The following is an 11,608-nucleotide window of genomic DNA, read 5'->3' on the forward strand; positions in this document are numbered from 1 at the left end:
CTTCTGGTAGACGTGTCGGCCGAACTGTACGAACGTCTGCCTACAGCGCGTCCGGCTCGAGCCCGCCAATCCCCCGCCTGAGCGCGAGGAACGCGCCCATCGCGACCAGACAGTACGCGGCGAGGAGGCCCCACGTCGCGGCCGTCGGGTTGCCGAGTGCGAACTTCGCGACGGTGTTCGCGGGGTGCTCGGGGAGGACGGTCGCCACGACCAGCGCGCCGACGGTGGCCATGGAGTAGAGCAGCTGGGCCTGCCGTCGATCGGGTGCCCACAGGGCGACCGCGACCCCGACGGTGACGACGAGCAACGAGAGCGCGGCCACCAGGACGACCAGGGCGACGGGCGCCGCGATCGCGGTCCCGTTGACCGCCAGCAGGAGGAACCACGCGATCGCCTGCAGCGGGGCCAGCGCCGCCGTCGCCACCAGCTTCGCGTCGACGATTTCCGCGAGCGAGAGCGGCGCGACCCGGAGCAGTTCGAGGGTCCCGCGCTGGCGCTCCTCGATCAGCGAGTCGACGACGATCGAGCCGCTGATGAACACGGGCAGGAAGCACAACAGCGGCAACAAGATCGTGTAGGTGAAGCCGACGTAGGGGCTCGCCTGAATCGATTCGGGTACCGGTACCGGCGACCGCTCGAGCCGCCCGTCGTCGGCGTTTCGCTGCCGCTCGACGCGTTCGACGTTCTCCAGCGTGTTCCGGATCTGGACGACGAGCAGCGTCGTGCGCAACCCCTCCTCGGGGACGATGGCCCTGACGCTGAGCTGGCCGTCGGGGTTTCTGTCGGCGTCGAGGACGGCGGAGACACTTCCGTCGTCGAACGCGTCGTAGGCCCTCTCGCGGTCGGCGTAGCGCTCGGCCGTGACGCCGTCCTGTCCGTTCGCAACCCGCAGAAGCGTATCGGTGTCGTCGCCGGTGACGGCGATCTCGGTCTGATAGCCGTCGACCGAGCCGGGATCGTACAGGGAGACGAGTCCGACGACCAGAAACGAGGAGAACGCGGCGATGAACAGCTGGATCGACAGCGCCAGAATGATCGTCTTCTCCGAGCGCAGCGAGGCGAGTTCCCGGCGAGCGACCGCCCAGCGCGCCCCCCAGGTCGACCTCGACTCGGTACCGCCGTCGGGACGGACCGGCGGGTTCGGACCCCGCTGAATCGACTCCCGTTCGCGACCGCGATCACGCGACAAGGGCGAGCACCCCCAGGTTGTAGCCCGCGTGAACGAGGGTCGCGACGAGGAACCCGATCGCATAGCCGTTCCGACCGCTGCTGGCACCGATCGCCGAGCAGACGGCCGTCAGCACGTGCAAGACGAGCGGTGCGAGCAAGACCGCGAGGTACAGTACCGGCTCGCTCGAGACGCTCGGAGCCGGACCGAACGCGGCGGCTCCGACCGTTAGTTCGGGCAGGCCGACGAACTGGACGATGTGGGTGATCTTCTCGCCGACGAAAAAGCCCGCTCCGGAGAGGACGCCGAGCACCACACCGGTCTTCAGCGTCGCGTCGAAACGCGACCGGGCGAAGCCGGCGTAGACGTGAATGCTCTTCGCGACCTCCTCGATCGCTGCGGCGATAATAATGATGACCGGGACCGCCACCGTCTCCGGAACGGCGAACAACAGGGCGACGGCGAGCAACTGACCCGCGAAAACGAACGGAATGAAGAGGACCGACAGCAGCGGAACGCTCCACCGGCTGTGAATGCGGCTCGCGATCGCGTCGATGACTTTGGTCGGGATCGGCTTCTGGGCGAACATGTCCTCTTCGCGGTAGACACCGATTCCCAGCAGGAAGAGGACGACCGCGCTGAGATAGAACGGCGCGGTCGAAAACAGGTACTCTCCGAGTCGAACCGATTCGTCCTGGAGGTCCATGACGACCAGCGTCAGCGGCGAGATCAGCGCGATCGGGTTCACGTCGGTGAAGATCGCCGGAATGAACGTGTACGTCGTCAGGACGACGCTGATCGTGACCGTCACGAAGGTCAGCTCCTTGAACGAGCGGGCCAGCATCGCGCCGGCGAACGTCGCCGCCAGGAAGACCAGCGCGATCGGGAGCGTCGCAGCAACGGCGATCGGTCCCCCTTCGATCGCGTACGTGATTGCGGCGACGATCCCGACGAGCCCCAGCAAGTACGGCAGGGTCTTGCCCCCGACGATCTCGTACCGCGACGCCGGCGAGACCAACAGTAGCTCTCCCCGTCGCTTGACCCGCTCGTCCATGATCGTGCTTCCGTAGGCCTGAATGACGAAATTCATCGGCACGACGAACAGGAACGCGAGGACGAGCGATTCGAACGGGAACGGCGGCGCGATCGAACCGGGCGTCCCCGCCGACGTCGACGTACCGCCGTCACCGACGTTGGGTACCTGCATCCGACCGTCTCCGTCACCCGTCCCGCTCGAGCCACCGCCGCCAGTCGCCGAGCCGTCCCCGTCGGTGCTCCCGCCGGTTCCGTCCCCGCTCCCAGCGTCGTTTCCGTCGTCCGCTCCGGAGTCGGTCGACCCGTCGGGGTCGCGTTCCTGGTACTCGAGCGAAACAAGCACCGGGTACGCGGCCGCCTGATCGGCCTCATCGTCCATCAATTCCGCATTGTAGTCCTCGACGGCGGAGCGAAACGCGTCGTAGGCGGCCGCCCCGTTGTCGCCGACGTGTCCGACGCGGCCGTCTCGAGTCACGACGACGTCGACGTTCGCGTCGCCTCGAATCGTCGCGGTCTCGGCGGTCGAGTCTCCGCCGCCGTCCGCTTCGATATCGTCGAGGGGCACTGCCCGGAACTGTTCGCTCTCGACGGCCACGTCGTAATAGCGACTCTCCTCGTCGACGCCGGCGACGTACATCTCCCGCTCGAGGCCGAGTCCCGAGTCGGAAACCGACACGCCCGCGGTCCCGATCGCCAGCGCCATCACGACGAGCGCCAGGACGGTCTTCCGATCGACGGTGCCGGCGCTCCGGGAGACCTCCCAGCGGGCGATCCTGCTCGTGCGGGCGACGACGTCGCGGCACTGCCGGGCGAGACGGCGTGCGGACGCGACGATCCTGCGGAGACGACCGCCGCTCACGCCTCGGCCTCCGCCGTCGGTTCGCGTGCGACCTCGAGGAAGATCTCCTCGAGGCTCGGCGTCTTCGTCTGGATATCGGTCACGCGGCCGCCGTCCGCTTCGACGGTCTCTCGAATCGCATCGACGGCAGCCATATCGCCGACGACGTGGCGAACCTGCCCGTTCTCGCGCGTCACCTCCAATGGCGAGTGCCCGTCCTCGACGCCCTCGCTGCCGTCGGCCGTCGCGTAGACGTGGTACTCGGTGCCGCCGTGGGCGTCCCGGATCTCCTCGAGCGTGCCGCGAGCGACGATCCGCCCGTCGTTCATGATGACGATCCGGTCGCAGATGCTCTCGACGTGGAAGAGGTTGTGCGCGCTGAAGACGACGGTCTTTCCCTCGTCGCTCAGCTCGCGGGTGAACTCGATGATATAGTTGGTCGTCAGCGGGTCCAGTCCCGACGCCGGCTCGTCGAAAATCAGCACGTCGGGGTCGTTCACCAGCGCCCGCGCGATCGCGACCTTCCGTTGCATCCCCTTCGACATGTTGCCGATCCGCCTGTCGCGGTGCTCGAGGTCCAGGCGGTCCAGCGAGTCGTGGATCCGTTCGCGGGCGGCGTCCGTCGGGACGTCGTAGAGGTCCGCGAAGAACTCGAGGTAGTCGACCGCCGTCATCTCCTCGTAGAGCGGCGACTCCTCGGGGAGAAAGCCGAGCCGTCGCTGCATTGCGGGTTCACCGGGCGTGTGACCGGCGACGACGGCGGTGCCGGCGGTCGGTTCGATCAACCCCGCCAGCATCTTCAGCGTGGTCGTCTTGCCCGCGCCGTTGGGGCCGACGACGCCGAAGACCTCTCCGCGCTCGATTTCGAAGGAGCTCCCCTCGACCGCGGTGAATCCGCCGTACTCCTTCCGGAGGTCGTCCACCTCGAGTATCGCCATTCGTTACCGCGACGGAGGGGGCCGCCTCAGTAAAATCTAGCGGCTGTTTACTGTCAGGAGAAGGCGATCGTTCGGCGAGCCACCCAAACCCCATAGCCGAGCGCTGCGTAGCCCCGGTTATGACTCGAGTTCGGACCGCACGAACGGTCGACGGTCGCCGCCTCGAGGTCTCCCAGGTCGTCCAGGTTCCCGCGGCCGACGCCTGGGACCCACTCGTCGATACGACGCAGTGGCCGGAGTGGTCACCGCTGATAACCGGCGTCGAAGCGACGGACCGCCGGATTCGGCCCGACACGACCGGACGGATCCGGGTTCCCGGGGCCTGGCTTCCGTTTCGGATCACCTCGTGTACGGAACGCCGGTGGACCTGGCGCGTCACCGGGATCCCCGCGACCGGACACCGGGTCGACGAGCTCGGCGACAAACGCTGTCGGATCGTCATCGAACTCCCGCTGCTCGCCTCGGGGTACGTCCCCGTCTGCCTGCGGGCGGTGGAGAACCTCGAGTCGTTGCTCGAGGTCGACGAAACAGTCGTCCGGTAGCAGTACGAACCGATCGAGAGTGCCATCGCTTCGTCGGAGTGGGGATACCTACGAGAAGCAATCGAACTGCTGACCGTCAGTCGGGGGGTCCTCTCTGACACGGCAACCGGGGATGATAACCCGACAACAGACTTATCGCACGTCGTCTAGTGTTCGGACGGTGTCGGACATGATCCACGCCGCCTCGTTGTCGGGATCCTCGAGAGAGATCGCGAAAAACGAGTCACGACCGTCGTCGACGGTGATCCGGTAGCCACGACTCGACAGCGTTTGGCCCTCGTCGGAGCGGGACTCTGGGGAGGTCACAACCGTTCTCAGAGACTCCAGCGGATAACGAACTCGATTCGGATCGAGCGAGACTAGCACGGGTCGTCCCGCATCCCGTCCAGCATATTTGTGCTAGATACGAACTCCAATGAGTCAATTCATAGAACGGAAGCGCCACTCCATCGGGCCCGGTCTGAAACGTCCGGGGCGTGCAGACTCCCAAGACTGGCTTTCGATATCTCTTGAATGCGAGGGCCCCCGTCCCCAGCTCGCTCTTACACGATAGTGATGGCGACGAGACCGGTTCCGGCGACGCCAGCGATGATCCCGACCGCGTACGCCAGTGACGTGCCCCACGTCACCGTCCGCTCGAGCGAGAGTACGATCGCGATGAGCGCCATCCACACGATATTCATCGAGCCCACGACCACCATGAACGCGAACAGCGCCCAACAACAGCCGACGCAGAAGACGCTGAACTGCCAGCTCATGCGGAGGGCACCACGAACGCCGGTCCGGTGGTGGGACATGAGAAACCCGAGCGGCGATCTGCAGTATCGCAGGCATCGGTACTTGTACGGGGAGAGCTGATACGCCGCCAACAGCAGGAGCGCCCCGCCCCACAGGAGGCCGCCCTGCTCGCTCGCGATGGCGGCGACCGGAATCGCAACGTTGATTGCGAGTGGAACGATCCCCGTTAGCGACCAGACCAGCGCGTACATCCCCATGAACGCCGCCATCCGCGCCGCTCGTCCCGTTTTCGTCGTCCCCTCGAGCGTCCCGTAGTAGAGCTGGAAGAGCGGCACCGAGGACGGATACATCATCGCGATCATCATCGTTCCCCACATGCACAGGTAGAGGAGGATACCGGTGACCCCGTTCGAGAGCGCTATCGCTTCCGGTGCCCCAGGGTCGGACAAACCCAACCCGTGTGTCGATCCCGGTGTCGGAACCCAGTGTTCGATGACTGCTATCCACGCGAACAGAGCGATCACGTACGTCACGAGCGCGACGACGGAAGTGGGTCGGTGACTGAATCGGTCCCGAAGCGATTCGCGTGTACGCATGACCGTGTACGAGAGAGCGTCTCAGGCGTTTGTCAGCTCGAAGTCGCCGAGATACGAGTTGTTCTCGGAGACGTCCCACGAGAACTCGTCGCCATAGGAGACGGTAGCTGTCGTCGATTTTCCAGTCTGCATCTCTCGGCTCTTCGTGAGCGGGTGCGGTGAGATGGTACCGAGTTCCTCGTTGAAGCCAGTTTTCCCGATCACCTCCATGGAGACGGTGTCGCCCATCTCCACGGCAAAGTCCGCCCCGTCGCGGTCGAACGTGACCGGGACGGTCGCGACCTCGGCGCTCTCGATGTGGGTGTCGGAAACGGGAGCGAAGATACCCCCTGCTCGGCCGAAATAGATGTCCTCGAGCGCGGCTCGCTGGTCCTCGTCGGCCGCCTCATCGATGATGAGGACGACGTCCCACCCTGTATCGGGATCGAACATGACGCCCGCTTCAGTGACGATGAGCATTCCGACGGACAGTCCACTCAGGTCCACGTCGCCGTATTTCCCGTCCCGTATGTGCCACGCCAGCGACACCGTACAGACGTCGTCGTCGGGCGGTTCCAGCCAGATACACTGGCACGTGACGTCACAGTTACAGGCTTCGACGTAGTCTCCCTCGAGTTGCCATCGATCGGTCATTGTCCACCCCATGAGATACGCCAACATATGCCGTATTAAATCCTTCAGTTAGCAGGGCAGTATATCCACACAGTTGCCGATTGCTGGCCGTTTTCAGCAGTATCCGTGGCTCTTGACGTGGGGCTAAGACGCCGATCGAGAACCGGACTTCCTCGTCGGACCTCCTCGAACGTGTTTCTCGAACCCCGTACTCTACGGCGGGCGCTCGAGCGAGAACCGGTCATTCGTCCGCGCGTACATGCTCCCCGCGAGGCGGCCGACGGCCTCGACCTCGTCGATATCGATTTTCCCGTCGGTGGTGACGGACTCGTCGAGGTGGACGTGGCGAACTTCGCCCAGAACGAGGGTCGACCCGCCGACGTCGACGAGGTCGTGGAGGGTGCACTCGAAGGCGGCTTTCGCACTGGCGACCCGCGGCGGGGCGACGGCGGCCGAGTCGGCGCGCTCGAGGTCGGCGTGATCGAACTCGCTCTCTCCCGCTGGCAGGGTGGCGCTAGTCTCGTTCATCGCTTCGACGAGGTCCTCGGTGACCAGGTTGACCACGAACTCGCCGGTGTCCCGGGCGTTCCGCGGGGTGTCCTTGAGCCCCTCGGCACCGTCGACCGGCGCGAAGAGCACGATCGGGGGCTCGACCGAGGCGACGGTGAAGAAACTGTACGGTGCGAGGTTGTCGACGCCGTCCTCGCTCCGGGTGCTCACCCACGCGATCGGCCGCGGGACGACCGCACTCGAGAGGATTCGATAGAGCGACCCCTCGTGCTCGTCGGCGTCGATCTCGAGGGCGGTGCTCTCATCGCTACTCGTCGACCCGTCGTCACTCATCGGACGCCCTCCGGAAGCCGGTCCGTCCTCGGGGACATCTCGTGCGCTCGGCCGCAAGCGGCTAACATTGTGATACCCGGTTCGGATGCGAACTACTAAAGCAGTTCGTGACGTAGGCTGTCCCATGTCCTCACCCCAGACGAAGTCCCGCGAGCGACACGACGACGCCTGTCCCGTCATCACGTCCCTCGAGCAGATCGGTTCCCAGTGGCGGCTGGCCGTGCTCCACGAACTGCTGGACGGCGAGCAGCGCTTCAACGAACTCAAGCGCTCGACGGGCGCGAACGCCCGAACCCTCTCGCGCGTGCTCGACGATCTCGGTGAGATGGGCTTCGTCGAACGCCGCATCGAGGAGGACGCCCCCGTCGCCACCTTCTACAGCCTGACCGACAAAGGTCGGTCCCTCGAGCCGGTCTTCAGCGAGATCGAGTGCTGGGCGGGCTCGTGGCTCGACGAGAGCGAACTCGAGGCGGAGTAGACGGGACTGGCCCGGAAACCGCGTCCGTTCGTGTCTCGCACGACAGGAACTGCGATTCGATCTCGTTTTGCGGTCCGAACTCCGAATCGAGACGGCGGGAGAACAGGAACGTATTTCGACTCGTTCGCCGGGCGGTCACTCGTCCGTCTCGAGTTCGACCAGCTCGAGCGAGCGATCGAGGTGGCAGACGTCGTGTGGCGGCTCGCCGATGATCTCCGCGATGCGGTACTCCTCGTCGAAGTCGACGCCGTCGGGTTCGCAGTACTCGTGGCTCGGACACTCGACGTAGGGACAGGTTCCGGGGAGACTCGTCTTGCTGCCGGCGAAGGCCCCCTTCGAAACGATGTTGGCCCGCGTCGTGGCGGGTTCGACCTCCACGGCTCGAACCCCGCTGTCGTGCATGGCACACTCGAGGGTCTGGGCGTTCTCGCGGATGGCGGTGACCCGGTACTTCGTTCCGGGCTCGAGATTGAGGCACTGACTGCGATACGGGCAGCCGGTACAGCCGTCGGCTTCCCCCTCGTAGACGAACTCGGTTCCCGGCTCGGCGAGCCGAGAGCCGATGAGCGTAACGGTCGACATGGAATGTGGTAGTTGCCACTGGCGGTTAAGGGTCACGTCCCGGCCGGGCGAGAAGCGGCCTGGTACGAACCCGCCCTGAGTCGGGATCCGGAGGCGCTCAGTCGTCAGTGTCGGGCCCGGTGAGTTCGTCGAGTCGCTCGAAGTACGTCTCTCGAGGGACCTGGTAGAGTCCCCGGTAGTCGATTTCGCCGTCGTCGAACGCCGCGGCGAGTTCGATCGTTCGCTCGAGGGCCTCCTCCCGGCTCGGAAATCGGAGCGTCTCGTTCAGCGAGACGTCCGGCTCGAGATAGAGCGTGACGTACCAGTCCTCGGAGTCGGCGGTATCGGCGGGGTTGACGCCGGGACGCCGGGTTCGCTTGCCGTGCGTGAGATACAGCGTCGGCAGGCAGGCCGCGGGGAAATCCGCCGCGTCGAAGACGTCCGGACGGTAGGCGAGAACGAGCCGTCCCTGGTCTCCCTGACTCCAGACGGTCCAGGCGTTCGGTAGCCGCGAGCGGTCCAGCTCCGCGTCCGTCTCCGAATCCGACATGGCGTCGGCTAGAACTGCCGGGCCTAAATCCCCGTCGCAGGGCGATCGCCCGTTCGGATCGGTGGCGGAGCCAGCTGGTTGGTCTGCCTCGCGTCCTCCGAGGAGTCGGCGCGCGCGCCTCGAGTCGGAGACTGCAGGCCGACGACTTATGCCGCACCCCATCGAACGTGTGCTGTGGTACCAACTGTCAAAATATAGTTCTCGCAATATTTGATTGAAATAAAGTCCTGATAAATACCTTTTGGGGCTAAGGTTAAGTGGCTGGATTACCCACTCATTAAATACTATCGGTATCCGTTTGCCGGACCGATTCCACTCCGCGCCCGTCCCCGGCGCGCCGTTGTGTGAGGCCCGCGAGGGACGTCGCACAACGTGAGGTGGTGATTGACGACATGACACGGCAGATCGACGCCGCCCGCGACAGGGTTGCGCTCCGGGAGACTCTACTCGAGGAGTCCGACGAGTACGACGCGCTCACGTCGGGTGACGCGAGGCGACGGATTCCGACGGTTCGACCACGCGATGCGACGGCTGGTCGAACGACGTCAACGCACCCGTTCCGTCCCGTTACGGACGACCGCACTGCAGACGGGGAACCCCCGAAACTGGCAATGATACCATGACCGGTGACATCGAAACACTCGAGCAGCTCAGTACGGATTACAAGGAATCGATGCCCGCGGACCTCCGGGAGACCAAGTCCTTCGACTGGTACTTGGAGGAGGTCTACGAGGACCCGAAGGTGGCCCGCAACGCGCACCAGCGCGTCGCGGACATGTTCGACTACTACGGCACCACCTACGACGAGACCGAAGGGATGGTCGAGTACCAGCTCGCGAGCGAGGATCCGCTGGGCGACGGCGAGAACACCTTCTACGGGAAGGTGATCCACCAGTCGATTCACGAGTTCGTCAACAAGGTCAAGTCCGGTGCCCGTCGGCTGGGTCCCGAGCGCCGGATCAAGCTCCTGCTCGGGCCGGTCGGCTCCGGGAAGTCCCACTTCGACAAGCAGGTCCGCAAGTACTTCGAGGACTACACGCTGCGCGACGACGGGCGGATGTACACCTTCCGCTGGACGAACCTCTGTGACGTCATTCAGGACCAGGATCCGGCCGACGACACCGTCCGGTCCCCGATGAATCAGGACCCGCTCGTGTTGCTTCCCCTGGAGCAGCGCCAGAAAGTCATCGACGACCTCAACGAGAACCTGGACGCGCCGTACACGATTCAGAACGAGCAGGCGCTCGACCCCGAGAGCGAGTTCTACATGGACAGGCTGCTCGCCTACTACGACGACGACCTCAAGCAGGTCCTCGAGAACCACGTCGAGATCGTCCGCTTCGTCGCCGACGAGAACAAACGCCAGGGGCTGGAGACGTTCGAACCGAAGGACAAGAAGAATCAGGACGAGACGGAGCTCACCGGCGACGTCAACTACTCGAAGATCGCGATCTACGGCGAGAGCGACCCGCGCGCGTTCGACTACTCGGGGGCCTTCTGTAACGCGAACCGCGGCATCTTCTCCGGCGAGGAGCTGCTCAAACTCCAGCGGGAGTTCCTCTACGACTTCCTCCACGCGACCCAGGAGCAGACGATCAAGCCCAAGAACAACCCGCGGATCGACATCGATCAGGTGATCGTCGGCCGCACCAACATGCCCGAGTACAAGGACAAGAAGGGCGACGAGAAGATGGAGGCGTTCAACGACCGCACCAAGCGGATCGACTTCCCGTACGTCCTCAGCTACGAGGACGAGGCCAGCATCTACGAGAAGATGCTGCAAAACGCCGACGTCCCCGACATCAACGTCGAACCCCACACCCTCGAGATGGCGGGTCTCTTCGGCGTCCTCACGCGCATCGAAGAGCCCGACACGGAGACCGTCGGGCTCCTCTCGAAGGCCAAGGCCTACAACGGCGAGATCGACGAGGGCGACGACATCGACATCAAGAAACTCCAGGAGGAGGCCGAGGCGAAAGCCGAGATCGGCGAGGGGATGGTCGGCATCTCGCCGCGCTTCATCGGCGACGAGATCGCCGAAGCGATCATGGACTCCAAACACCGCCAGCGCGGCTTCCTCTCGCCGCTGACGGTGTTCAACTTCTTCGAGGAGAACCTCGAGCACCACGGCTCGATTCCCGAGGACAACTTCGAGAAGTACTACCGCTACCTCGAGACGGTCCGCGAGGAGTACAAGGAGCGAGCCATCGAGGACGTCCGCCACGCGCTGGCCTACGACATCGACGAGATCCAGCGCCAGGGCGAGAAGTACATGGACCACGTGATGGCCTACATCGACGACGACACCATCGAGGACGAACTCACGGGCCGCGAGCAGGAACCCGACGAGACCTTCCTGCGCTCCGTCGAGGAGAAACTCGACATTCCCGAAGACCGCAAGGAGGACTTCCGGCAGGAAGTGAGCAATTGGGTCTCCCGACGCGCCCGCGAGGGCGAGGCGTTCAACCCGCAGGACAACGAGCGCCTGCGCCGCGCCTTGGAGCGCAAGCTCTGGGAGGACAAGAAGCACAACATCAACTTCTCCGCGCTGGTCAGCGCCAACGAGTTCGACGACGACGAGCGCTCCGCGTGGATCGACGCGCTGATCGAACAGGGGTACTCCGAGGGCGGAGCCAAGGAGGTGCTCGAGTTCGCCGGCGCGGAGGTCGCCAAAGCCGAGATGGACGACTGACATGACCGGACACGAGG

Annotated in this window: 13 protein-coding genes; 4 read left to right on the plus strand and 9 right to left on the minus strand. The window is 64.7% G+C overall.

Features of this window, described 5'->3' with window-relative positions:
• Positions 1-40: 40 nt before the first annotated feature.
• From NDI89_RS12875 to NDI89_RS12885, 3 genes are read right to left on the minus strand one after another with little or no spacing between them, the layout of a single operon-like run.
• On the minus strand, positions 41-1,189 hold the full coding sequence (locus NDI89_RS12875; protein WP_277522011.1) for an ABC transporter permease: 1,149 nt from the start codon (positions 1,187-1,189) through the stop codon (positions 41-43).
• Positions 1,179-3,062, minus strand: coding sequence for a PrsW family glutamic-type intramembrane protease (locus NDI89_RS12880; protein ID WP_277522012.1), 1,884 nt, complete (start codon positions 3,060-3,062; stop codon positions 1,179-1,181). The genes NDI89_RS12875 and NDI89_RS12880 overlap by 11 nt, the downstream gene beginning before the upstream one ends.
• Positions 3,059-3,979 (minus strand): ABC transporter ATP-binding protein, encoded by a 921-nt coding sequence (locus tag NDI89_RS12885; protein ID WP_277522013.1) that lies wholly within the window; start codon positions 3,977-3,979, stop codon positions 3,059-3,061. The genes NDI89_RS12880 and NDI89_RS12885 overlap by 4 nt, the downstream gene beginning before the upstream one ends.
• 119 nt (positions 3,980-4,098) lie before the next feature.
• Between NDI89_RS12885 and NDI89_RS12890 the strand changes: the two genes are divergently transcribed.
• A complete protein-coding gene (locus tag NDI89_RS12890) occupies positions 4,099-4,521 on the plus strand; it encodes an SRPBCC family protein (RefSeq protein WP_277522014.1) in 423 nt (140 codons plus the stop codon).
• A 132-nt stretch (positions 4,522-4,653) separates the two neighbouring features.
• Here NDI89_RS12890 and NDI89_RS12895 read toward each other — a convergent pair whose 3' ends face one another.
• The 4 genes from NDI89_RS12895 to NDI89_RS12910 all read right to left on the minus strand — a co-directional run bounded on the left by NDI89_RS12895 (position 4,654) and on the right by NDI89_RS12910 (position 7,310).
• Entirely contained in the window at positions 4,654-4,827 is a 174-nt protein-coding gene (locus tag NDI89_RS12895) for a hypothetical protein (RefSeq protein WP_277522015.1), read from the minus strand.
• A 236-nt stretch (positions 4,828-5,063) separates the two neighbouring features.
• Complete coding sequence (locus NDI89_RS12900; protein ID WP_277522016.1) at positions 5,064-5,855, minus strand: DUF2182 domain-containing protein; 792 nt, start codon at positions 5,853-5,855, stop codon at positions 5,064-5,066.
• A 21-nt stretch (positions 5,856-5,876) separates the two neighbouring features.
• Complete coding sequence (locus NDI89_RS12905) at positions 5,877-6,488, minus strand: DUF1326 domain-containing protein (protein ID WP_277522017.1); 612 nt, start codon at positions 6,486-6,488, stop codon at positions 5,877-5,879.
• A gap of 192 nt (positions 6,489-6,680) precedes the next feature.
• A complete protein-coding gene (locus NDI89_RS12910) occupies positions 6,681-7,310 on the minus strand; it encodes a flavin reductase family protein (protein ID WP_277522018.1) in 630 nt (209 codons plus the stop codon).
• A gap of 124 nt (positions 7,311-7,434) precedes the next feature.
• Between NDI89_RS12910 and NDI89_RS12915 the strand changes: the two genes are divergently transcribed.
• The gene (locus NDI89_RS12915) at positions 7,435-7,788 is read left to right on the plus strand and encodes a winged helix-turn-helix transcriptional regulator (protein WP_277522019.1); all 354 of its coding nucleotides are present in this window, start codon (positions 7,435-7,437) and stop codon (positions 7,786-7,788) included.
• A gap of 135 nt (positions 7,789-7,923) precedes the next feature.
• Here the strand turns inward: NDI89_RS12915 and NDI89_RS12920 are convergent, their stop codons facing one another.
• Positions 7,924-8,370 carry a UPF0179 family protein gene (locus NDI89_RS12920; RefSeq protein ID WP_277522020.1) on the minus strand — a complete coding sequence of 149 codons (447 nt, stop codon included), beginning with the start codon at positions 8,368-8,370 and terminating at the stop codon, positions 7,924-7,926.
• A 97-nt stretch (positions 8,371-8,467) separates the two neighbouring features.
• Positions 8,468-8,899 carry a DUF5820 family protein gene (locus NDI89_RS12925; protein WP_277522021.1) on the minus strand — a complete coding sequence of 144 codons (432 nt, stop codon included), beginning with the start codon at positions 8,897-8,899 and terminating at the stop codon, positions 8,468-8,470.
• A 392-nt stretch (positions 8,900-9,291) separates the two neighbouring features.
• On the opposite strand from NDI89_RS12925, the gene NDI89_RS12930 reads away from it, so the two are divergent.
• Both NDI89_RS12930 and NDI89_RS12935 read left to right on the plus strand, forming a co-directional pair.
• Positions 9,292-9,522 (plus strand): hypothetical protein, encoded by a 231-nt coding sequence (locus NDI89_RS12930; RefSeq protein WP_277522022.1) that lies wholly within the window; start codon positions 9,292-9,294, stop codon positions 9,520-9,522.
• Entirely contained in the window at positions 9,519-11,591 is a 2,073-nt protein-coding gene (locus tag NDI89_RS12935) for a PrkA family serine protein kinase (RefSeq protein ID WP_277522023.1), read from the plus strand. Before NDI89_RS12930 ends, NDI89_RS12935 begins: the two co-directional genes overlap by 4 nt.
• Positions 11,592-11,608: the final 17 nt, after the last annotated feature.

This window comes from Natrinema salsiterrestre (assembly GCF_029502005.1).
GTDB classification, from domain to species: Archaea; Halobacteriota; Halobacteria; order Halobacteriales; family Natrialbaceae; genus Natrinema; species Natrinema salsiterrestre.

Coding starts and splice junctions, on each gene's coding strand:
- NDI89_RS12885 (WP_277522013.1), bottom strand. CDS start 3,979: ATGGCGATACTCGAGGTGGACGACCTCCGGAAGGAGTACGGCGGATTC.
- NDI89_RS12890 (WP_277522014.1), top strand. CDS start 4,099: ATGACTCGAGTTCGGACCGCACGAACGGTCGACGGTCGCCGCCTCGAG.
- NDI89_RS12900 (WP_277522016.1), bottom strand. CDS start 5,855: ATGCGTACACGCGAATCGCTTCGGGACCGATTCAGTCACCGACCCACT.
- NDI89_RS12905 (WP_277522017.1), bottom strand. CDS start 6,488: ATGACCGATCGATGGCAACTCGAGGGAGACTACGTCGAAGCCTGTAAC.
- NDI89_RS12910 (WP_277522018.1), bottom strand. CDS start 7,310: ATGAGTGACGACGGGTCGACGAGTAGCGATGAGAGCACCGCCCTCGAG.
- NDI89_RS12915 (WP_277522019.1), top strand. CDS start 7,435: ATGTCCTCACCCCAGACGAAGTCCCGCGAGCGACACGACGACGCCTGT.
- NDI89_RS12920 (WP_277522020.1), bottom strand. CDS start 8,370: ATGTCGACCGTTACGCTCATCGGCTCTCGGCTCGCCGAGCCGGGAACC.
- NDI89_RS12925 (WP_277522021.1), bottom strand. CDS start 8,899: ATGTCGGATTCGGAGACGGACGCGGAGCTGGACCGCTCGCGGCTACCG.
- NDI89_RS12930 (WP_277522022.1), top strand. CDS start 9,292: ATGACACGGCAGATCGACGCCGCCCGCGACAGGGTTGCGCTCCGGGAG.
- NDI89_RS12935 (WP_277522023.1), top strand. CDS start 9,519: ATGACCGGTGACATCGAAACACTCGAGCAGCTCAGTACGGATTACAAG.